The organism is Rhizobium bangladeshense (assembly GCF_001662075.1).
Taxonomy (GTDB): Bacteria; Pseudomonadota; Alphaproteobacteria; order Rhizobiales; family Rhizobiaceae; genus Rhizobium; species Rhizobium bangladeshense_B.
Map to the genome: position 1 here is coordinate 124,562 of NZ_LYPL01000011.1, position 21,981 is coordinate 146,542.

The following is a 21,981-nucleotide window of genomic DNA, read 5'->3' on the forward strand; positions in this document are numbered from 1 at the left end:
AAATGGGCCGGGAGATCGCTCCCGGCCCGTTTGCTTTTCCTTGGGCTTTGCTCACTCCGCCGCAAACGGCGGTAGCCGGAGCACGTTGGTGTCGTTGCCTTTGACATTCTTGCGCTTGCCTTCCGGCTTTTCGATCGCCGTCAGGCGCTCGTCCAGCGCATCGATATCGCTGCGGTTCTCGCGGGTCACGCGGGTGAGATCCTCGGGCGATAGGGGCAGCTCCTCTTCGTCCTTCCTGCCGACCATGCGGCCGAACATCCATCCGAGCAGGCGGGAGAGATCGTCCATGATCAGGAAGAACGAGGGCACGACGACAAGCGAAAGCACCGTCGAGACGATGATGCCGCCGATCACTGCGATCGCCATCGGCGCGCGGAACGAGCCGCCTTCACCGACGCCGAGCGCCGAAGGCAGCATGCCTGCCGACATGGCGATCGAGGTCATGATGATCGGCCGGGCGCGCTTGCGGCCGGCTTCGACCATGGCCTCGACGCGGGCCATGCCCTGATGGCGCATCTCGATGGCGAAATCGACGAGCAGGATGGCGTTCTTGGTGACGATACCCATCAGCATCAGAATGCCGATCATGACGGGCATGGACAGCGGATTGCTGGTGATGATCAGAGCTGCTGCGACGCCGCCGATGGCAAGCGGCAGCGAGAACAGGATGGTGAAGGGCTGGATGACGTCCTTGAAGAGGAGAATCAGCACCGTCAGCACCAGCAACAGGCCCATCAACATGGCGTTGACGAAGCTCTGCTGCATCTCGGTCTGCACCTTCGTATCGCCGCTTTCGGCAAGATGCACGGTGGCCGGAATGTTGGCCGCCTTGACGATCTCGCGGAAGCGGGCCGAGGCTGTGTCGAGCGCCACGCCCTGCGGCAGATCGGAGCCGATAGAGACGACACGGTTGCGGTTGTTGCGTTTGATCGAGCTTACGCCTTCCGAATAGTCGATGTTGGCGACGCTCGATAGCGGAACGGTGCCGCCACTGGCGGTCTGGATCTTCAATGCGCGGATGGCTGCAAGGTCGCGGCGCATGTCGACCGCCGCCTGGACCCTAATAGGGATCTGGCGATCGTCGAGCGAGATCTTGGCGAGCGCCGCGTCGACATCGCCGATGGTGGCAACGCGGATCGTCTCGGAAATCTGCTGCGGCGTGATGCCAAGGCGGGCAGCCTCGTCCTTGCGCGGGTAGACCTGCAGTTCCGGACGGGGCAGCGCGCCGTCGGCGCTGACATTGGCGAGCAACGGATCGGCGCGGAGCTTCGATTCCAAGATGCCGACCGCGTCGTTCAGGTCCTTTTCGTTCTTGGAAAGGAAATTGAAGGCGAGATCGCGTTCGCCGCGGTCGTTGAGCTTCAGGATATGAACGTCGGGAATGTCGCGCAGCTTGGCGAAGACTTCCTTTTCGATGTCCCATTGCGGACGTTCACGGCCGTGGACTTCCACCTTCGGCAGCATCGGTCCGATGACCGGGATATCGCCGAAGACGTCGTTGACCACCTTCTTGATCAGCGACTGGTCGAGCTTGTGGAGCGCGAGCGTGATGGTGGCGCGGCGCAGTTCGAGATCGCCCTTCGGCGAAGCGCCGCCGAGGACAAAGACGCTTTCGACGCCGTTGATGTCCTTGACCCTGTCATAAATCGCTTTCGTTGTCTTCTCGGTGTCGTCGAGCCGTGCGTTGGGCGGCAGTTCGACGGAGAGAACGATGCGCGAGGCGTCTTCGGGCGGCAGGAAGCTACCCGGAACCTTCATCAGCAGCACAACGGAACCAACGAGGAAGCCAATCGCCGCAAACAACGTTAGATATCGCGAATATTTATGCCCCGTCGTGCCGCGGATCAGGCGCGTGTAGCCCTTCATCAGCAGACCGTCATTGTCGTGATGGTCGTCGACACCGTCTTCGGCGCGCATCAGATAGGCGGCCATCATCGGGGTGATGAGGCGTGCCACCACCAGCGAGAAGAAGACGGAGAAGGCGACGGTCAGGCCGAACTGGATGAAGTACTGGCCCGGAATGCCCGGCATGAAGGAAACCGGCACGAAGACGGCGATGATGGTGAAGGTGGTGGCGATGACGGCAAGGCCGATTTCATCCGCCGCCTCGATCGCCGCGCGGTAGGGTGTCTTGCCCATCTTGATGTGGCGGGCGATGTTCTCGATTTCAACGATCGCATCGTCGACAAGGATACCGGTCGCCAGCGTCAGGGCCAGGAAGCTGACGAGGTTCAGCGAGAAGCCCATCATGTCCATGACCCAAAAAGTCGGGATCGCAGACAGCGGCAGGGCGATCGCCGAGATCAGGGTCGCGCGCCAGTTCCGGAGAAAGAGGAGGACGACGATGACTGCGAGAATAGCGCCTTCGAGCAGCGTGTGGATGGCGGCTTCGTAGTTGCCGTAGGTGAAATACACCGAATCGTCGATCATCTCGATCTTCACATTCGGGTTTTCGCTTCTGACCTTGTCGAGGCTCTGCGCTACGGTTTCGGCTACGCTGACCTCGCTGGCGCCCTTCGAACGGAAGACGCCGAAGGTGACAACAGGCGTATCGTTGAAGCGCGAGAAGGATTTCGGTTCTTCATAAGTGTCCTTGATGACACCGAGGTCGGAGAGCTTGACGAAACGGCCGTTCGGCAGCGCGATCGTCGTGTCTGCGAGTTCGGCGACATTGCGGGCATCGCCGAGGACGCGGATCGCCTGTTCGCTACCCGCCACCTGGCCGCGGCCGGAGCCGAGGTCGACGTTGGTGCCGCGCAGCTGCTGGTTGACGCTTGCGGCGGTGATGCCATGGGCATCGAGCTTGGCGGGAGTGAGTTCGATGCGCACTTCGCGCTCCGCGCCGCCGTAACGGTCGACGCGGCCGATGCCGGCTTGGCCCTGCAGGGCGCGCTTGATCGTATCGTCGACGAACCAGGAGAGTTCTTCGAGGGACATGGCGGGCGAGGAAACGGCGAAGGTCTGGATCGCCTGGCCCTCGACGTCCACCTTGGTAACGATCGGCGTTTCGGCCGTCGCCGGCAGATCGCTGCGGATGCGATCGATCGCGTCCTTGACGTCCTGCACGGCCTGTTCCGTCGGCACTTCCATGCGGAACATGACGTTGGTCTGCGAGCTGCCGTCGGTCACCGTCGACTGGATTTCATCGATGCCGGTGATGGAGGCGATCGCGTCTTCGATCTCCTTCGTCACCTGCATTTCGAGTTCGGCCGGCGAAGCGCCGCTCTGCGTCACGCTGATCGAGACCAGCGGCACGTCGATGTTCGGGAAGCGGGTGATCGGCAGCGTGTTGAAGGACTGGATGCCGATGAATATCAGCAGGCAGAAGGCCAGCAGCGGCGCGATCGGATTTCGAATGGACCAGGCTGAAAAATTCATCGGATGGTCTCTTTAGTTGGAAGCCGAGGGCTGTTCACGCACCGGCGTGATGTGATCGCCGTCGCGGACATAGGCGCCCGCCTTGGCCACGACCTCATCGCCGCTCTTCAATCCATTGACGATCTCGACATAGGCGCCGTCCTGGATGCCGGTCTCGATCTTGGCGAATTTTACCACACCATCCTCGACCTTGCGGGCCGACGAGCCTTCATTGCTCGTCAAGACCGCGGTCAGGGGAAGCGATACGCCTTGGGTCTCGCGCACGATGATCTCGGCACTGCCATACATGCCGGAGCGCGCCTTGCTGTCATCGTCGATGGAGATGTGAACGAGGCCGAGGCGGGTGGTCGGATCGATGGTCGGCGACACCAGGCGCACTGCGCCGGAAAGCTTCTCGCGGCTGCCGGAAAGCGAAATCGTCGCCTTCTGGCCGGCCATGATCCTGACGATGTCGCTTTCGGCGACTTCGGCCACGAGCTCGATATCGCCGTCACGAATGATGGTGAACAGCGGATCGCCGTTGCCGGCGGCAATGGCGCCGACCTTGGCGTTCTTTGCCGCAACCACGCCGGCAACCGGCGTCTTCACATCGGTGCGGGCGAGCTTCAGATCGGCATCGGCGATCTGGCTGTCGAAGACCTTCAGATCGGCTTCGGCGACCTCGATCGCCTGTTCGGCGGAGACGACGCGGGCATTGGCGGCGGCGGCGGTCGCGTCGGCCTGTTCGACCTGGGCTGTGGAAACCGTGCCCTTCTTGCCCATTTCCTGGGCGCGGGCCTGCTGCTGCCTTGCTTGTTCGGCATTGGCCTGCGCCTCGATGAGCTGGGCGCGCAGCTGGGCAAGGCTTGCCTCGCCCTTGGCCTTCGTCGCCATCATCTGGCTCTTTTCCAGGACCAGCGCGTCGTCGTTGAGCGTCGCCAGTGTGCTTTCGGCCCGAACCTTGTCACCGACATCGGCCTTCAGCGTCCGGATCGACAGGCCCTCGACCTGTGGCTGGATATAGACTTCCTCGACGGGCTTGACCGTTCCAGTGCCGATGACGCGATCGACAAGCGTGCGGTTCACTGCCGTGGTGACGACGATCGCCGGCAGGTTCTGCTGCGGCTTTGCCACCGGCGCTTCCTGCGAAAATCCGGTGGATGCAGCAAGCGCGGCTGCAAAAAGGGTGGATGCGCCTAGAATTCTGGTCGGCTTGCGTGCCATGCGTCGTCGTCCAATCCTGTAACAAGGTTGGCCGAACTCGCGCGTCTGTCCTTCAGCTCGCGACCAGGCCACTGCCTTTCCTGCATTCTCAAGGGTATCCGCACATCATTTGCCGTCTTCATCCCTCATCGGCAAATCGGCTTCTAATTGGTATCGATTTGCTCGATATGCAAGCCCGGCAGAAAACAATTCCCATGAGCCGATAATAGTTACCATCAGAACCTGAATCAATCACCGAAGGGTTATGCGAGCATGACGATGATTGATCCTGCCTCTACCACAATGACGTTTGACGCCGGACAAATGCGACAGTTGCAGGGTGATTTTTCGTGCAAGTAGGAAAAATACGAAACGCGCGGAGATCTTCCCCGCGCGTTTCCCTCGCAATGTTGGCGCGATTACTTGGAAGCAGCGTCGGTAATGTCGTGCGTCCAGGCGCCCGAGGGCTCCTTGCTGATGATCTTCTGGTCGAGCAGCGCCTTTGCTGTGCGGGCATAGAGCGCCTCGTCCAGCTTGCCGGAGCCGTCGCCGACGAGTTTGGCGACTTCGCCCATCATGCGCTTCTGGTGGTTTTCGTCCTGACCGCCATTGTCCAGGACGATCTCGGCTGCTTCATCGGGGTTTTCGGTCGCATATTTCCAGCCCTTCATCGAGGCACGGACGAACTTGACCATCTTCTCCTTGAAGGCCGGATCCTTCAGCTTGTCTTCCATCACATAAAGGCCGTCTTCCAAGAGGTCGTTGCCCATCTCGGTATAGTTGAAGACCGTCAGTTCCTCCGGCTTGAAGCCGGCATCGATCGCCTGCCAGTATTCATTATAGGTCATGACCGAGATGCAGTCGGCCTGCTTCTGGACGAGCGGCTGCACGTCGAAGCTCTGCTTCAGCACGGTGACGCCGTTCGGACCGCCGTCGGTCGACAGGCCGAGTTTGTTCATCCAGGCGAAAAAGGGGTACTCGTTGCCGAAGAACCAGACGCCGAGCGTATGACCCTTGAAGTCGGCCTCGGTCTTAACAGGGCCGTCCTTGCGGCAGATCATTTGCAGGCCCGACTTCTGGAAAGGCTGGGCGATGTTGACGAGCGGAACGCCCTTTTCGCGGGCAACCAGAGCGCCGCCCATCCAGTCGACGATCACATCGGCGCCGCCGCCGGCGATCACCTGTTCGGGGGCGATATCAGGACCGCCCGGCTTGATGTCGACTTCGAGACCTTCCTCCTTGTAGAAACCCTTGTCCTTGGCGACGTAATAGCCGCCGAACTGGGCCTGCGTGACCCATTTCAGCTGCAGCACCACCTTGTCAGCAGCCATCGCGTGCGCGGCGGCAAGCGTCATCGCGCCCGCCATCATTGCAACCATCAACTTTTTCATTTTCTTGTCCTTACCCTCTGAAGTTATGCCCGGACCCCGTTTGCGAAGCCCGCGCGCGCCTAGCCACCACGGATAGACGGATGCCAGAATGTCACCGCCCGCTCCGTCAGGGCGATGACGCCATAGAAGATCGAGCCGGCTAGCGCCGCAACGGCGATTTCCGCCCAGACCATGTCGACATTCATGCGGCCGATCTCGGTGGAGATGCGGAAGCCCATGCCGACGATCGGCGTCCCGAAGAATTCGGCAACGATGGCACCAATCAACGCCAGCGTCGAGTTGATCTTCAGTGCATTGAAAATGAACGGCATGGCCGCCGGAAGCTTGAGCTTGAGCAGCGTCTGCCAATCGCTCGATGCATAGGTGCGCATCAGATCGCGCTCCATGCTGCCGGAGGCGGCAAGGCCGGCGACGGTGTTCACCAGCATCGGGAAGAAGGTCATGATGATGACGACGGCGGCCTTCGAAGGCCAGTCGAAGCCGAACCACATGACCATGACGGGAGCGACGCCGATGATCGGCAGGGCCGACACCATGTTGCCGATCGGCAGAAGGCCGCGGCGCAGGAAGGTGATGCGGTCAGCCAGTACGGCGACGGCGAAACCGGCAAGGCAGCCGGCGGCATAACCGATCAGGACCGCCTTGAAGATCGTCTGCCTGACGTCGTCGCCGAGGATCGGCAGGGAGGTCATGATGCGGGCGCCGATGGCGCTCGGCGGCGGCAGGATGATGAAAGGAATGCCGGCGCCGCGCGTTGCCGCCTCCCAGAGGATAAGGATCCAGGCACCGAAGATCGCCGGGATCAGCAGCTGGAGCGTCGATTTGCCGAAGGCGGTGACGGGTTGCTGTTTCGATAGCTCGGTGACGCATCGCCAAGCCAGCAGCCAGCAGGAAAAGAGCAGCAGGAAGAAAGCCCGCGTCGCCATGCCCTCGTTGCCGGAGAGAGCGGAAAGCAGCATCCAGGCGGCGCCATGTGCGCCGATGAACAGCACGGTGGCGCGGTAGGCCAGCGGTTGCGGCGCGAAGGACAGCAGGGCGGCGGCGATAACGATGGTGAAGACGAGGCTTGCGGTGCCGTCGGTGAAGGGCTGCGCCGCGCCGTCGGCCAGGAGCGGCAGGGTGATCAGCGCTGCAAGGCAGAGGAGGAGGGCGGTTACGCCCTGCCAGGAGAAGGTCAGATGTCTCATGCCGGCCTCCCGCCCATGGCGCGGTCGACGATCTTGGCGGCAAGGCCGACGATCGCAACCAGGATGCCCGCCAGCAGCGATCCGGCGACGAGGGCCGCCCAGATATCGATGGTCTGGCTGTAATAGGAGCCGGCAAGCAGCTTCGAGCCGATGCCGGCGACGGCCCCGGTCGGCAGTTCGCCGACGATGGCGCCGACGAGGCTTGCGGCGATCGCGACCTTCATCGAGGTGAAGAGGAAGGGGATCGATGCCGGGACGCGCAGCTTCCAGAAGGTCTGCATGGGGCTCGCATAATAAGTACGCATCAGGTCGAGATGCATGATCTCAGGCGACCGCAATCCCTTCACCATGCCGACGGCGACGGGGAAGAAGGAGAGGTAGGTGGAGATCAGCGCCTTGGAGACCAGACGGGAGGCGTCGGAATCGAGGTTCAGGAGATGGGCCAGCGCATTGTCGCCGGTCAGCACATTGTAGGAGATGATGACGATCATCGGCGCGATGGCGAGGATCGGTATGGTCTGACTCGCCACCAGCCACGGCATCAGCGAGCGGTCCATGGCGCGGTTGTGCACGATCAGCACGGCAAGGAGGATGCCGAGCAGCATGCCGAAGCCGAAGCCGAGCAGAGTCGAGGAGAGCGTCACCCAGCTGTGATAGACAAGGCTGCGATTGCTCGAAAGGCTGCGCAGGACGGTGTTCTCATAGACATTCTGTGCCACCTGATGCGGCGCCGGCAGGATCGGTTTCGGCTGCGCCAGCGTCTTGCCGATGAATTCCATCGTCGTCGGCGTGGCACCGGCGCGACCGTCCATGTCGCGCTGGAACGGCGCGTTCATCAGGACCGCGGCGACATACCAGATGGCGATGAGGACGAGCAGGATGGTGGTGACGGGGACGATCTTGTCTTTGAGGGTGTCGGGTTTCACGCTACGCGCTCCTTCAAAAACGGAGCGGCGTGTTTTTCGACAGTCAAAAACACGTAGTCGGGGCCGTCCAACACTTGAGCGTTGTCGAAGCGCAGCACGTTGAAACCTTGATTGCGCAGGAACGCGTCCCGGACAAAATCATGTCGGCGGCCGGCAATTGTTTCGTGGCTATCACCGTCGACTTCGACGATTAGTCTTGCTGAAAGCCAGGCGAAATCGGCGATATAGGGGCCGATCGGCGTTTCGCGCCTGAACCGGGCGCCATACGGCCTGAGATCTCGAAGCATATCCCACATGGCGGCCTCTGCCTTTGTGAGTTCACGGCGGAGGCGTTTTGCGGTTTCGCGGGTTTCTGGGGTGATGTTCGAATGTGGCATCTAGACCCCTCCCCAACCCCTCCCCACACGGGGGAGGGGCAAACCTGGGGCGCTCGCCGAGTTCTCCAGCGACCGGCGCGAAAGAGTATCAAGGCCGGCGGCGAGCTCGACGCTCAAGCCCCTCCCCCTTGTGGGGAGGGGTTGGGGAGGGGTCTTTTCCGGCAACACGCGCCTAAACCTCATGGCTATGCCCCGTCCTCAGCCCCTCGCGGACGCGATGGGCGATTTCCAGGAATTCGGGGGTGTCGCGAATGTCGAGCGGGCGTTCGGCCGGCAGCGTCGAGTCGATCACATCGGTGACGCGGCCCGGGCGCGGCGACATCACCACTATTTTGGTGGAGAGATAGACCGCCTCGGGAATGGAATGGGTGACGAAACAGATCGTCTTGTTGGTGCGGGCCCAGAGTTTCAGCAGTTCTTCGTTCAGATGGTCGCGGACGATCTCGTCGAGCGCGCCGAAGGGCTCATCCATCAGCAGCAGGTCGGCGTCGAAGGCGAGCGCGCGGGCGATCGAGGCGCGCTGTTGCATGCCGCCGGAAAGCTGCCAGGGGAATTTCTTCTCGAAGCCGGACAGGCTGACGAGATCGAGCGCTTCGGCGATGCGCCGCGTGCGGTCGGCGCCGGAGTATCCCATGATCTCCAGCGGCAGGGCGATGTTGTTTTCGATGGTGCGCCAGGGCAGGAGCGCCGGCGCCTGGAAGACATAGCCGTAGGCGCGGGCCTTGCGGGCTTCTTCCGGCGTCATGCCGTTGATGGAAATCTCGCCCGACGTGCCCTTTTCGAGGTCGGCAATGACGCGCAGGAAAGTCGTCTTGCCACAGCCCGACGGGCCGATGAAAGAGACGAAATCGCCCTTGCGGACATCGAGATTGACATCGCTCAGCGCCCGCACTGGGCCGTCATTCGCCTGGTAGGTGAGACAGAGGTCCTTGGCGGATACGACGGAGGGTGCTTGCATCATTGCGTCCGATCTTGTTTTCCCCGCCTGAAGACGGTTTGCATGTTACCATCGCCGCTGGCTCTGCCGGCGGCATAATTGTTGGAGGAAGAGAATGGACGCGACATCAAAACCCACCTGCCACATCGTTCGTCCCAAGCACGCCTATGACGGCAAGCAGGGGCTTAGCTATTTCGAAGGGATAGCGGCCGAGACGGTCGGTGCCACCGGCATCTGCATGCACCTCCTGACGATCCCGCCAGGCGTGCGCGCCAAGGCGCATCTGCACGAAGCGCATGAGACGGCGATCTACGTGCTCTCCGGCGAGGCCCATACCTGGTACGGAGATCGGCTGGAGCATCACGTCATTACCCATGCCGGCGAGCTCTTCTACATCCCGGCCGGCGTGCCGCATATGCCGGCAAACCTCAGCAGCACGCCCTGCACGGCGGTCATCGCCCGCACCGATCCGCACGAGCAGGAAAGCGTCGTGCTTCTCCCGGAGCTGGACGCGCTGGTGCCGGCTTGAGGTCATCCGCATGAAGGCGTCATTCCCCGGTTGATGCCGTATCATCATGCTCCATCGTCATACGCCGGTTGCCGGAATGCCGCTTCGTTCCACCTTGCGCGGAGAGGTGATCTCCTTCCAGGTGGAGAGTGCCTTGCTGACGGCCGTTACCGGTTCGCGCCGGACGAACTCGCCGTGGCCCTCGCGGGTCTTGATGTCGCTTTCCTCGATCGCGACGACGCCGCGGGTCAGCGTGTAGCGCGGCAGGCCGGTCACTTCCTTGCCCTCGAAGACGTTGTAGTCGATCGACGACTGCTGGGTCTTCGACGAGATGGTCTTAGAGCGCTTCGGATCCCAAACCACGATATCGGCATCGGCGCCGACGAGGATCGCGCCCTTCTTCGGATAGATGTTGAGAATCTTGGCGATGTTGGTCGAGGTGACGGCAACGAACTCGTTCATCGTCAGGCGGCCGGTGTTGACGCCGTGCGTCCAGAGCATCGGCATGCGGTCTTCGAGGCCGCCGGTGCCATTCGGGATCTTGGTGAAATCCCCTACGCCGAAACGTTTCTGCGCCGTCGTAAAGGCGCAATGGTCCGTTGCGACCACCTGCAGCGAACCGGAGGCAAGCCCGGCCCAGAGACTGTCCTGATGCTGCTTGCTGCGGAATGGCGGCGACATCACGCGACGGGCGGCATGATCCCAGTCGGGGTTGGAATATTCGCTCTCGTCGAGCGTCAGGTGCTGGATCAGCGGCTCGCCATAGACGCGCATGCCCTTGGCGCGGGCGCGGCGGATCGCCTCGTGCGCCTGTTCGCAGGAGGTATGGACGATATAGACAGGGCAGCCGGCCATGTCGGCGATCATGATGGCGCGGTTGGTGGCTTCGCCTTCGACTTCAGCGGGACGGGAATAGGCATGCGCCTCGGGTCCGTTATTGCCTTCGGCAAGCAGCTTTGCCGACATCGAGGCGACGACGTCGCCATTTTCGGCATGCACCAGCGGCAGCGCGCCAAGCTCGGCGCAGCGCTGGAACGAGGCGAACATCTCGTCGTCATCGACCATCAGAGCGCCCTTATAGGCCATGAAGTGCTTGAAGGTGTTGATGCCCTTGTCGCGGACGATGGTCTCCATCTCCTTGAAGACCTGCTCGCTCCACCAGGTCACCGCCATATGGAAGGAATAGTCGCAATTGGCCCGGGTCGATTTGTTGTCCCACATGGTCAGCGCTTCGAGCAGCGACTGGCCGGGGGCGGGAAGGGCGAAATCGACCACCATAGTGGTGCCGCCGGAAAGGGCCGCGCGCGTGCCGCTCTCGAAATCGTCGGAGGAATAGGTGCCCATGAAGGGCATTTCGAGATGAGTGTGCGGGTCGATGCCGCCAGGCATGACATAACAGCCGGAGGCGTCGAGGGTTTCGTCGCCCGAGAGGTTCGGACCGATCTCGACGATCTTGCCGCCGTCGATCTTGACGTCAGCCTTGTAGGTGAGGTCGGCCGTGACGATGGTGCCGTTCTTGATGACTGTGGTCATGATCGTTGCCTATCTTTTTTGTGAATGCGGCTGGCGAATAGAAGGTGGCCCGAAGGGTCGGATGAGGGGGCTTTGGGCGCGACACTAGACATCACACCACGAGCTCCGCCGTCTCCACCACCGCATGGAACAACACGTCGGCGCCCGCCGTCGCCCATTCCTTGGAGATCTCTTCCGCTTCGTTGTGCGAGAGGCCGCCGACGCAGGGGCACATGATCATGGTCGCAGGCGCGACCTTGGCGGCCCAGCAGGCGTCGTGGCCGGCGCCGGAGATGAGGTTCATGTGGGTGTAGCCGAGGCGTTCGGCGGCGGAGCGGACCGAGGCAACAAGCTTTTCGTCGAAGGTAACAGGTGCGAAGTGGCCGATCGCCTCGACGGAACAGCCGACACCCAGCACGTCGCAGATGCCTGGCGCTTCCGCCTCGATCTTTGCCCGCATGCGGTCGAGCTTGGCCTTATCGGGCGAACGGATATCGACGGTGAAGACCACCTTGCCCGGCAGCACGTTGCGGGAGTTTGGCGAGAAGAAGACCTGGCCGACCCCGCCGACGGCGCCCGGCTGCTCGCCCATCGCCACAGTTTGCACCATTTCCAGGATGCGCGACATGGCAAGGCCGGCGTTGACGCGCATGTTCATCGGCGTCGAGCCGGTATGGGCCTCCTTGCCGGTCAGCGTGAATTCCAGCCACCACAGGCCCTGACAGTGGGTGACGACGCCGATCTGCTTGTTTTCGGCTTCGAGGATCGGGCCCTGCTCGATATGATATTCGAAATAGGCGTGCATCTTGCGGGCGCCGACCTCTTCGTCGCCGACCCAGCCGATGCGCTTTAGCTCGTCGCCGAAGAGATTGCCCTCGGGATCTCTGCGGTTATAGGCGAAGTCGAGGCTGTGCACGCCGGCGAAGACGCCCGAGGCCAGCATGGCGGGGGCAAAACGCGCGCCTTCCTCGTTCGTCCAGTTGGTGACGACAACAGGATGTTTGGTCTTGATGCCGAGATCGTTCATGGTGCGCACGACTTCGAGGGCTGAGAGCACGCCAAGCACACCGTCATATTTGCCGCCGGTCGGCTGGGTGTCGAGATGCGAGCCGACATAGACGGGCAGGGCGTCGGGATCGGTGCCGGGGCGGGTGGCGAACATCGTGCCCATGCGGTCGACACCCATACTCAGGCCGGCCTTGTCGCACCATTTTTTGAAGAGGCTGCGTCCCTCGGCGTCCGAATCCGTCAGCGTCTGGCGATTGTTGCCGCCGGCAATGCCGGGTCCGATCTTCGCCATGTCCATGAGATTGTCCCAGAGACGGTCGCCGTTGACGCGCATGTTCTCGCCTGGTGCTGCCACCATTTTTATGCCCTCACCTGTTTGCGGCGGTCATGTGAAGTGACATGCCCGCCTGTTCCCGTGGTCTATTCCTGCGCCTCTTATTGGTTTTGTCGAGCGCCGGAAAATCGCCAGTTGCCTTTGTTTTGCATCTGGCGGATAATTTGACCGATTGGTAAACATTACAACTTCCACCGCCGGGCTCAAGACGAAAATCACGAAAATTGCCGATAAAAATACGGGCAGTTGCTCAAGAAAGCGGCCGGTGTGCATCCAGCCGAACTTGAGCGAAGAAGTTGAATTTCAAGGGGAAACAACAGCCTGTGACCATACCGAGAGCAGCGAAAACCCTGAGGCGGACGCGAATCCAGGAGGAGAAGGAAGAGCAGATCCTGGAAGCGGCGCTCGACGTGTTTTCGGCAAGCGGCTTCCGCGGCTCGACCATCGACCAGATCGCCGAAGTGGCCGGCATGTCGAAACCCAACCTGCTCTATTATTTCCGCACGAAGGAAGCCATGCATCGGGCGCTGATCGACCGGGTGCTTTACACCTGGCTGGAGCCGCTGCGCGCCTTCGATGCCGACGGCAATCCGGAAGAGGAAATCCGCAGCTATATCAGACGCAAGCTGGAGATGGCGCGCGACTTTCCGCGTGAAAGCCGGCTCTTTGCCAATGAGGTGCTGCAGGGCGCGCCGCATATCGAGGACGAGCTGAAGGGTCCGCTGAAGGAACTGGTCGACGAGAAGGCTGAGGTCATCCGTGCCTGGGCGAAATCAGGCAAGATCGTCAAATGCGACCCCTACCATCTGATCTTCTCCATCTGGTCGACGACCCAGCATTATGCGGATTTCGACGTGCAGGTGCGCGCTGTGCTCGGACAGGAGCATGCTGGCGAAGGCCGCTTCGAGGATGCGGCGCGGTTTCTGGAACAGCTCTTTATTGGCGGGCTGCGGCCGGATCGCTCCGAGAGCTAAGATTTATTGCCTTTTCGGCAGCGGTATGCGGGCGAGAATGTCCGTTACGCCTTCCATCGTATAGGGCTTTTGCAACACCGGCGCGTCCGAATGGCTGTTTGCCTGGCCGATGCCTTCTCCATAACCCGTGGCAAAAACGAAGGGCACGCCGTCAGCTGCCAGTCGGTCGGCAATCCCGAAACTGGTCTCATCGCCGAGATTGACATCGAGAAGCGCCAGATCGAAGGACCGGCCAGCCAGGATTTCCATCGCCTCGGCAACGGTCGGTGCGGTTGCTACTTCGGCGCCTAGACGGCGCAGGATATCTTCGCCGTCCATGGCAATAATCAGGTTGTTTTCCACCAGTAGCACGCTCAGGCCGGAAAGCGGCTGTCCTCCTGCAATCACCTTGGGTGCCGCTGCTCCGTACGGCGCTGAATTTGATCGACCGCTCGTCTTGCCGACGACATATCGCCCGGGAATGAAGAAATCCGCTTCGAGCCCGCCCTCGTTGTAGCGCAACTCGGCCTTGCCACCGAGGTCATACGGAATCGAGCGCCGAATGATCGTCGAGCCGAAGCCGTGGCGCGTCGGTTCGGTGACCGGCGGACCACCTTTTTCGCGCCAGCCAATGCGCAGATTGCCTTCATCATCGCGGGACCAGCCGAGTTCGACGATGCCGCGGCCGGTGCCGGAAAGACTGCCATATTTGGCGCTGTTGGTCATCAGCTCGTGGAAAACAAGGGCAGCGGTGGAAAAGGCCTGCGGCTCCAGCAGCACGTCCTCGCCGCGCATCTGAATGCGTTCCGCACTTTTGCCAAGATAGGCGGCGGTCTCGGCCAGCAGCAATTGCCGAAGCGAAGCGGGCGCCCAGTGATCGCGGGTAATCTGGTCATGGGCACGGGCCAGTGACTGGACGCGACCCTCGATCTGGCGGACGTAGTCGCCGAGGCTCACGGAGGTTGCCTGCGACTGGCGGATGATGCCGGTAATGAGGCTCAATATGTTGCGGACGCGGTGGTTGAGTTCGGCGATCAGCAGCTCCTGCCGCTCGTTTGCCGTCTGGCGCGCCATGCTGGCCTCGTCGGTGAGACGCAGAACCACCTCGATCAGCGTGACCCGGATCGTTTCGGCGACACGACGCTCAGCTTCGCTAAAGGACAGGGAGCGGCCGCGCACCAGTTCCGACCAGGCCTCGAAACTCTTGCGCGGCGTCAGCCTCGGGCCGTTGGGTCCGTATTCCACCGGCTTGTGCGGATCGCCGCCCCAGCGGACGGTGCGCACCAGCTCCTGGCGGAAGAGCACGACATAATCGCGCGGCGAACGCGAGATCGGGATGGCGAGCATGCCTGCCACTGCACCGTCGATCCCAAGATCCGGGCAGGTGTCCCCCAGCCTGTCGACGGCATAGATGCGACCGGCGGCAGTGCGGTTGAGATGGCGGACAAGCGCTGCGAAGCCTTTCTCATCCGGTCCGATGCCGGCCAGCGCCAGCCGGCCGTTGATCCACACACCGATGCCGTCGGCAGGAATGGCTTCGGCCAGCGCTTCGACCAGCCAGGCGGGATCGTCGAGCAGGCTGGCATTGTCTGCCACGGCTGTCAGAAGCCGGTCGGCGATGCGGCGCGCCTTGGTCTCATAGTCCAGCGCCAGCCGGCGTTCACGGCTTTCGAGGCGCGAAGCGAACATCTGACCGAAGAGTTCGGCGGTGGAGCGGCTTTGGGCCGATGGCAGGCGCGGACCGTAGTGATGACAGGCAAACAGGCCCCAGAGCTTGCCATCCACCACGATCGAAATGGAGAGCGACGCCCCGACGCCCATGTTTTTGAGATATTCGATGTGGATCGGCGAGACCGAGCGCAACACCGACATGGAGAGGTCGAGCGGCTGACCGTGCTCGTCGAGGTGCGGCAGTATCGGGACCGGGACGGCGTCGACATCGGCAATAATGCGGAACAGGTTGCGCAGATAGAGCGCGCGGGCCTGTACCGGAATGTCGGAAGCCGGATAGTGCAGCCCCAGGAACGAGCCGATGCCGCCTCGGGCGGCTTCCGCCACCACTTCGCCGGATCCGTCTTCGTCAAAACGATAGACCATCACCCGGTCGAAACCGGTCAGGGCGCGCGCCTGCCTTGCACCCTCTCGGAAGAAAGCTTCCATCGTTTCCGTGTGGTCGAGGCGAGACATCATGCTGCGCATGGAGAGAGAAGAGCCGTCGCGTCTGGCGTCCTGGCAGCGCTCGCCTTCGATGATGACCAGGTCCTCGTTCATGTGCACGGCAAGGTCGAACCTGTCTTGGCCGGGTGTCAGGACGACGCCGAAAATGCGCTCGACGTCGGAACCACGCAGCGTCGTCAACTTGTTGCGGATTGTGTGCAGCGCTTCGGGCGTGATCATGGAGGCAACAGGGCGGCCGAGCGCGTCGGCCTGCGCAATGCCGAGGAACTCCACCAGATTTGCCGAGGCGCGGACTGCAATCCAGTCCGAGGATACTGCCAGCAGAAAGCCGAAAGGCTGAACTGCGCCAAGTTGATGGATCGGCTCGCGGTCGCAATTGGTTAGATCGACGGGTTCGAATGTGCCGCTCATGGGACGGCTTCCAGTTCGAGTTGGCCCGCTTGGAGAAAAAGGCCGAAAACATCGCGGGCGGCGGCGATGGCAGCGTCGAAGTCGTCCAGATTGCTGGCATCGAGACGGTCCATGAAGATCTTCATGGCGGTCTTTGGACCTTGTGGCGTGAGATAGCTGCTGGGCAGGTAGTCAGGCACGGCTTTGGCAAGCAGGGCGCCCCCGAGCTTGGAGCCTTCGAACACGTAAAGGGCCCCCCAGAGCGCTGCCTCGCCGTGCAACGCCGGTGGCGGCAGGGACGGAGGCAACGGATCGCCGAGCTCGTGGATATCGGCCAACAGCATTTGCGTGCGCCTGCGCTCCGGCCAGTCGGGCAGCAGGCGGTCTATACCGGCTTCCTCAAGCGCATTTTCGGCCGCAGGGACTACCCGGGCATGCGCGCACAGGAATGTTCCGTACTGCTGTCTATCGGAGAGGTCGAACGTGCCGAAAAGCTTGTCGACCTCGGCGTGGCAATCTGCTGTTTGTGCGCGGAGCACGCTGCGAAGTGACATGCGGACCGTATTCTGGATGATATGGCAGATAATGCGGTTTATAGGAGAACGACGAACTAGCGATATATTGCAGCATCTCAGTATTTCCAGAGAAACCCATAGAAAAACATGGGCTTCCTTTGCCCCGCGGTCCACTGCTCGGCCTAAGCGCAGGCAGGACTAACGGCGCGCGCCCTTTTCAGTCCATCAGGCGAGGCAGATTTGCCGCCAATATATTGATGGCAAGGCGCACCTTCGGCAGCATCACCGGCGATCTCGGCCACACGGCATAGGCTTCGAAAACGGTGGACGGCATATCGGTCAGAACCCGCACGAGTTCACCTGACATGACCCTGTCCCGCACCAGCCAGCAGGTCAGCCAGGCGAGCCCCCGGCCTTCGACGGCGGCGTCTGCTATCGAGGCGAGATCGTCGAGGCGCAGGCGCGATTTCGGCAGAACTTCGCGCGGGGGACCGACTGCCGCCGGGAAGATCCATGCCCTGTCGTTGTCACCCCTGCGATAGACGATACCCTGATGACGGGCGAGGTCGTCGAGCGTTTGCGGCACGCCATATTTTTCCAGATAGGCAGGCGAGGCGCAGACCGTCATGGACTGCCGGGCGATGGCGCGCGCCATCAAGTCGGGATTATCCTTCAGCGGGCCGTTGCGGACGGCAAGATCGAAGCCGTCCTCCAGGAGGTCGACGACGCGATCGCTGAATGAGAGGTCGAGTTCGAGATCCGGGTGATCGTCGAGCAGGCGGGTTAGAATCGGGGCGGCGCAATGGCGTCCGAACAGCACCGGCATCGATACCCGCAGCCTGCCGCGGACCTCGCGCCTGCCAGATTCGAGCTGGGCCTCACCGATCCGGATTTCCTCGATGGCTCTCAGGCAGCGCTCATAGAAGAACCGGCCTTCGTCGGTCAGGCTTTGGGTCCGGGTCGTGCGGTTGAAGAGCCGGACGCCGAGCCGCTGTTCGAGCCTTGCGATCGTCTTGCTGACTGCCGAGCGGGTAAGATGGAGCCGTTCGGCAGCGGCTGAGAAGCCGCCGGCTTCTGCCGTCTGGACGAAGATCGAAATTCCCTTTAGCTGCTCCATGTTTGTTTCCATCGCGGCACCATTCTGTCGATTTATTATCGCAACAACGGACGAATTTTCAACGATATATCTGCTGCTCTCTCAATCGAGAAGGAGCGGAAGATGCAGACGACAAGGCAGTGGCAGACCGAGGCAATCGGACCGGAAGCCGATCTGAAGATCGGTGAAGCCGGGATTCCCGAGGTATCAGGCACGATGGTCCGGGTGCGGACGCAGGCCGTTTCCCTCAATTTTCGCGACAGGCTGGTGCTCGAAAGCGGCATGGGATTGCCGTTGCAGTTTCCCTTCGTACCGGCCTCGGACATGGCAGGCGTGGTCGAGGCCGTCGGGCCGGATGTCACGCGCTTCAAAGCCGGCGACCGGGTGATCTCCACCTTTTCTCCGGACTGGATCGACGGCCGGGGACCGGGCACTGCCCGCACTCCGCATTATCATACACGCGGCGGCATTTATCCGGGCGTGCTGTCCGAATATACCGTGCTTTCCGAGCAGTGGTTCACGCTTGCGCCGTCAACGCTCGACGCCGCCGAAGCGAGCACGCTGCCCTGTGCCGGCCTGACCGCATGGTTCGCGCTGATTGAATGCGGCAGGCTCAAGGCCGGCGACAAGGTGTTGGTGCAGGGGACCGGCGGTGTCGCGCTCTTCGGCCTGCAGATCGCCAAGGCGCATGGCGCCGAGGTATTCATCACGTCAGGCAGCGCCGAAAAGCTCAAACGGGCGTCGGCGCTCGGCGCCGATCATCTGATCAACCGGCACGAAGGCGACTGGGTGGAGCAGCTCTATCACTTGACCAGCGATTACGGAGCCGACCACGTGCTGGAGATCGTCGGCGGACCGCATCTCGGCTAGGCTCTGAAGGCAGTGGCGGTGAACGGTAGGATTTCGGTGATCGGCGTGTTCGAAGGGTTCGACGTCTCCGGGCCTGCGGCGCCCCTGCTTCTGAAGGCGCCCATCGTGCAGGGAATTTCGGTCGGTCACCGCCGGGCGCTGGAGGATCTGGTGCGCGCCGTCGACCGGACCGGGCTGAAACCCGTCATCGACAGGCGTTATGCCTTCGGGGAACTGCCGCAGGCGCTCGATCATCTCTATCGCGGCCCGTTCGGCAAGGTCGTCATCGAGTTTTGAAACATGCGCTCCCCTCGCGTCGTGGAGGGGAGCTTGCTGCTATTCGGCAGCGGCGGCCTCGCTTTCGAAGGCGAGACCTTCATCGGCCCAGCCGGTCATGCCGCCGATCATGAGCTTCGCCCTAAGGCCGAGCTTGGCGAGGCGGAGAGCGGCTTTATCTGCGCCGTTGCAGTGGGGGCCGGCGCAATAGACGACGAACAGCGTGTCCCTTGCCCATTCCGACATCCGGTGCGCGGTCATCTTGCCGTGCGGCAGATTGATCGCACCCGGCACGTGGGATTGCGCAAAGAGGGCCGGCGAGCGCACGTCGAGGAGAACGAAATCGACCTTGGCGCCGGCAAAGGCGGCATGGACATCCGAGCAATCGGTTTCGAAAGCGAGCTTGGCGGCATAGTGGGCGGCGGCGAGATCGGGCTGGGCGGCTGGTATTTCGGCGACGGGGCTTGGCATCTGTCGTTCCTTTCCGTGTTGGAATTGCAGCTTGGTATCGCCGATGGTAGAGCTTTGCGAAATTGGCCATCATGACTGACAGCGTAAAGATCATGCCAAACACTTCACCGCATCAGACGAAGGGACCGCTGGTCGCAGCCCTTGCCTATGACGGGCTTTGCACCTTCGAATTCGGCATCGCCTACGAGGTCTTCGGCCTGCCGCGTCCGGAGATGGGCGATCGCTGGTATCGCTTCTCAGTCTGCGGCATCGAGCCGGGGCCGCTGCGCGCCGCGGGAGGGCTGACGGTCGCCGTCGACAAGGGACTGGAGGTGCTTGAGGAGGCGGACCTGATCGTCGTGCCGGGCTGGCGGGCGATCGATGCGCCGGTGCCTGCGGCGCTCGCCACAGCACTTAAGGCAGCCCATCAGCGCGGCGCTCGCATCATGTCACTGTGCTCTGGCGTCGCGGTTCTGGCCGAATCAGGGCTGCTTGCCAATCGCAGGGCGACCACGCATTGGCGCTACGTTGCCTCGATCGCCGCGCGTTATCCCGACATCACCCTTGACGCCGATGTTCTCTACACGGACGAGGGCAGCCTGCTGACCGCGGCGGGCAGTGCGGCCGGCATCGATCTCTGTCTACATGTCGTGCGCGGCGATTTCGGCCCGGATGCCGCCAACAGCGTGGCGCGACGGCTCGTCGTTCCACCGCATCGCGAGGGCGGGCAGGCGCAGTTCATCGCGGCTCCCGTGCCGGAAGAGCGCGAGGGCATCCGTCTCGGGCCGCTGATCGAATGGATGCGGGAAAGCCTGTCCGAGGAGCAGCCGATCAGTCTGCTCGCCAAAAGAGCGGGGATGAGCATGCGCACCTTTCAACGCCGCTTCGAAGCGGCAACCGGTGAGAGTGTCGGCGAGTGGCTGCTGAAGGAGCGGCTGCGCCATGCGCGTGATCTGCTGGAGAAGGAGCTTGCGGTGTCGCTCGACGACATCGCGATATCAAGCGGCTTCGGCACGCTCGCGACCATGCGGCATCATTTTCGCCGAAAGCTGGGAACGAGTCCAAGCGCCTATCGGAAATCATTCTGCGGTTAGTGCACCTTATGTTGCAATTACGCCTGACTTCGCCTAAACGGGCGCTCTCTATTGTTCTGGGAAGGGAGCGCCACGATGACGAATATCTCCGCACGCCCCGAGAGGATTTCGGCTTAAGTCGGCCAAGAGGCTGATGGTGCCGGCTGAACATCGCCGTTTCCGGTGATGAAGAGCACTCATATCCAGAGTTCATTGTCATGGGCAATTCTATCGGGAGCGGAAGCTCCCCGATGACGTCGGCGTCGGACATCAATCGTTTCTTTTCCAGTTCTGCCTGGATCGAAGGCGCCGCCTTGGACCAACTCGCCGAGATGTCGCGACTGCCGGGTGTTTCGGAAATCGCCGCCTTTCCGGATCTGCACCCCGGCAAATATGGTGCAACCGGCGTGGCCCTGTTGTCGTCCCGGCTGCACCCGCTGCTGATCGGCAACGATATAGGCTGCGGCATGTCGCTCTTCGGCCTCGATCTACCGCTGCGCAAGCTGAAGATTGACAAGGCGGCGGAGCGGCTTCGCCGGCTCGAGGTGCAGGCAATCGGCGAGGGTCGCGGGTGGATGGCCGAAACCGGACTGCCGGCCGATCTTGCGCCCGATGCCTTGGGCACGATCGGCGGCGGCAACCATTTCTGCGAGTTGCAGGCAGTGGAGGATGTTGCCGAGGGCGGGCAGGCCGCCGGTCTCGACGATCGGGGCCTTTACCTGCTCGTTCATTCCGGCTCACGCGCCGTCGGCGCCGCGGTCTTCTCGCAGACGCTCGCCGCTCATTCGGGACTTGCTGCCGGCCTCGATCCGGGTTCGGAGGCGGGCGCCGCCTGGCTTGCGAGCCACGACCGCTGCGTTGCCTGGGCATCGTTGAACCGGCGGCTGATCGCAGTGCGGGTGGCTGCGGCGCTCCGCGCCGATCTGCGCCTGATCGCCGACATACCGCACAATCTCGTTCGTCGCTCAGATCGCGGGTTTGTCCATTACAAAGGCGCTGCGGCCGTCGCACCGGGCGAACTCGCGCCAGTTGCGGGATCTCGGGCGAGCCTCAGCCATGTGGTTGTCGCGAGCGCCGATGTCGGCCGTTCGCTCGGCGGCATCTCTCATGGGGCCGGCCGCAAATATGACCGCGCCACCATGCATGGGCGTGTCGGCCGCAACCGGTCCGAGCGCGAACAGCTGCTGCGCAACTCCTGGGGCGGGATCGCGATCTGCGATGATCGCGCCCTCGTCATCGAAGAAGCGGCGTCGGCCTACAAGGATGCCGGGCAGGTGGTGGGTGATCTCGAACAGGCAGGGCTGGTCGTTGGTGTTGCGAGCCTGCGGCCGCTGGTCACCTTCAAGAAGGCGGTCGACGAGGCGGAGGTGGAACAGCGTCGGCGAAAGCCTGAATATCGCAGGCAAGGAGGGCGCAGCCATGAGCGCTATTGATCTTCTCGTGACGTCGGGCAACGGCCCG

Annotated in this window: 17 protein-coding genes and 1 pseudogene; 5 read left to right on the forward strand and 13 right to left on the reverse strand. The window is 62.3% G+C overall.

Features of this window, described 5'->3' with window-relative positions; translation table 11 throughout:
* Window positions 1-51 precede the first annotated feature (51 nt).
* The 7 genes from A7X77_RS21295 to A7X77_RS21325 all read right to left on the reverse strand — a co-directional run bounded on the left by A7X77_RS21295 (window position 52) and on the right by A7X77_RS21325 (window position 9,399).
* Window positions 52-3,378 carry an efflux RND transporter permease subunit gene (locus A7X77_RS21295; protein ID WP_064684829.1) on the reverse strand — a complete coding sequence of 1,109 codons (3,327 nt, stop codon included), beginning with the start codon at window positions 3,376-3,378 and terminating at the stop codon, window positions 52-54.
* A 12-nt stretch (window positions 3,379-3,390) separates the two neighbouring features.
* Window positions 3,391-4,581 (reverse strand): efflux RND transporter periplasmic adaptor subunit, encoded by a 1,191-nt coding sequence (locus tag A7X77_RS21300; RefSeq protein WP_064684830.1) that lies wholly within the window; start codon window positions 4,579-4,581, stop codon window positions 3,391-3,393.
* A 398-nt stretch (window positions 4,582-4,979) separates the two neighbouring features.
* Window positions 4,980-5,951 carry an ABC transporter substrate-binding protein gene (locus A7X77_RS21305; protein ID WP_064684831.1) on the reverse strand — a complete coding sequence of 324 codons (972 nt, stop codon included), beginning with the start codon at window positions 5,949-5,951 and terminating at the stop codon, window positions 4,980-4,982.
* A 59-nt stretch (window positions 5,952-6,010) separates the two neighbouring features.
* Window positions 6,011-7,138: an ABC transporter permease gene (locus A7X77_RS21310; protein WP_064684832.1), complete on the reverse strand. Its 1,128-nt coding sequence runs from the start codon at window positions 7,136-7,138 to the stop codon at window positions 6,011-6,013.
* The gene (locus A7X77_RS21315; RefSeq protein WP_064684833.1) at window positions 7,135-8,064 is read right to left on the reverse strand and encodes an ABC transporter permease; all 930 of its coding nucleotides are present in this window, start codon (window positions 8,062-8,064) and stop codon (window positions 7,135-7,137) included. Before A7X77_RS21315 ends, A7X77_RS21310 begins: the two co-directional genes overlap by 4 nt.
* Window positions 8,061-8,441, reverse strand: a complete 381-nt coding sequence (locus tag A7X77_RS21320) for an endonuclease domain-containing protein (RefSeq protein ID WP_064684834.1) — start codon at window positions 8,439-8,441, stop codon at window positions 8,061-8,063. The genes A7X77_RS21315 and A7X77_RS21320 overlap by 4 nt, the downstream gene beginning before the upstream one ends.
* A gap of 172 nt (window positions 8,442-8,613) precedes the next feature.
* The gene (locus tag A7X77_RS21325; protein ID WP_064684943.1) at window positions 8,614-9,399 is read right to left on the reverse strand and encodes an ABC transporter ATP-binding protein; all 786 of its coding nucleotides are present in this window, start codon (window positions 9,397-9,399) and stop codon (window positions 8,614-8,616) included.
* A 94-nt stretch (window positions 9,400-9,493) separates the two neighbouring features.
* Between A7X77_RS21325 and A7X77_RS21330 the strand changes: the two genes are divergently transcribed.
* A complete protein-coding gene (locus A7X77_RS21330; RefSeq protein WP_011426527.1) occupies window positions 9,494-9,907 on the forward strand; it encodes a cupin domain-containing protein in 414 nt (137 codons plus the stop codon).
* Window positions 9,908-9,964: 57 nt separating this feature from the next.
* On the opposite strand, the gene hydA is transcribed toward A7X77_RS21330, so the two are convergent.
* Both hydA and A7X77_RS21340 read right to left on the reverse strand, forming a co-directional pair.
* The gene (hydA, locus tag A7X77_RS21335) at window positions 9,965-11,419 is read right to left on the reverse strand and encodes a dihydropyrimidinase (protein WP_064684835.1); all 1,455 of its coding nucleotides are present in this window, start codon (window positions 11,417-11,419) and stop codon (window positions 9,965-9,967) included.
* 91 nt (window positions 11,420-11,510) lie between these two features.
* Entirely contained in the window at window positions 11,511-12,764 is a 1,254-nt protein-coding gene (locus A7X77_RS21340; RefSeq protein WP_064684836.1) for a Zn-dependent hydrolase, read from the reverse strand.
* Between the two features lie 272 nt (window positions 12,765-13,036).
* On the opposite strand from A7X77_RS21340, the gene A7X77_RS21345 reads away from it, so the two are divergent.
* The gene (locus A7X77_RS21345; protein ID WP_064684837.1) at window positions 13,037-13,714 is read left to right on the forward strand and encodes a TetR family transcriptional regulator C-terminal domain-containing protein; all 678 of its coding nucleotides are present in this window, start codon (window positions 13,037-13,039) and stop codon (window positions 13,712-13,714) included.
* A gap of 3 nt (window positions 13,715-13,717) precedes the next feature.
* Here the strand turns inward: A7X77_RS21345 and A7X77_RS21350 are convergent, their stop codons facing one another.
* From A7X77_RS21350 to A7X77_RS21360, 3 genes are all read right to left on the reverse strand, one after another.
* The gene (locus tag A7X77_RS21350; protein ID WP_064684838.1) at window positions 13,718-16,282 is read right to left on the reverse strand and encodes an HWE histidine kinase domain-containing protein; all 2,565 of its coding nucleotides are present in this window, start codon (window positions 16,280-16,282) and stop codon (window positions 13,718-13,720) included.
* On the reverse strand, window positions 16,279-16,815 hold the full coding sequence (locus tag A7X77_RS21355; protein WP_064684839.1) for a biliverdin-producing heme oxygenase: 537 nt from the start codon (window positions 16,813-16,815) through the stop codon (window positions 16,279-16,281). The genes A7X77_RS21350 and A7X77_RS21355 overlap by 4 nt, the downstream gene beginning before the upstream one ends.
* 178 nt (window positions 16,816-16,993) lie before the next feature.
* Window positions 16,994-17,893 carry a LysR family transcriptional regulator gene (locus A7X77_RS21360; protein WP_064684840.1) on the reverse strand — a complete coding sequence of 300 codons (900 nt, stop codon included), beginning with the start codon at window positions 17,891-17,893 and terminating at the stop codon, window positions 16,994-16,996.
* Between the two features lie 102 nt (window positions 17,894-17,995).
* Here A7X77_RS21360 and A7X77_RS21365 point away from each other — a divergent pair.
* Window positions 17,996-19,018: pseudogene (locus A7X77_RS21365) on the forward strand (zinc-dependent alcohol dehydrogenase family protein).
* Window positions 19,019-19,057: 39 nt separating this feature from the next.
* Here the strand turns inward: A7X77_RS21365 and A7X77_RS21370 are convergent.
* Window positions 19,058-19,468 (reverse strand): rhodanese-like domain-containing protein, encoded by a 411-nt coding sequence (locus tag A7X77_RS21370; protein WP_064684841.1) that lies wholly within the window; start codon window positions 19,466-19,468, stop codon window positions 19,058-19,060.
* 71 nt (window positions 19,469-19,539) lie between these two features.
* Between A7X77_RS21370 and ftrA the strand changes: the two genes are divergently transcribed.
* Together ftrA and A7X77_RS21380 are read left to right on the forward strand one after the other, a co-directional pair.
* Window positions 19,540-20,541, forward strand: a complete 1,002-nt coding sequence (ftrA, locus tag A7X77_RS21375; RefSeq protein WP_064684842.1) for a transcriptional regulator FtrA — start codon at window positions 19,540-19,542, stop codon at window positions 20,539-20,541.
* Between the two features lie 230 nt (window positions 20,542-20,771).
* On the forward strand, window positions 20,772-21,953 hold the full coding sequence (locus A7X77_RS21380) for an RNA ligase RtcB family protein (protein ID WP_245293774.1): 1,182 nt from the start codon (window positions 20,772-20,774) through the stop codon (window positions 21,951-21,953).
* The last annotated feature ends 28 nt before the right edge of the window (window positions 21,954-21,981 follow it).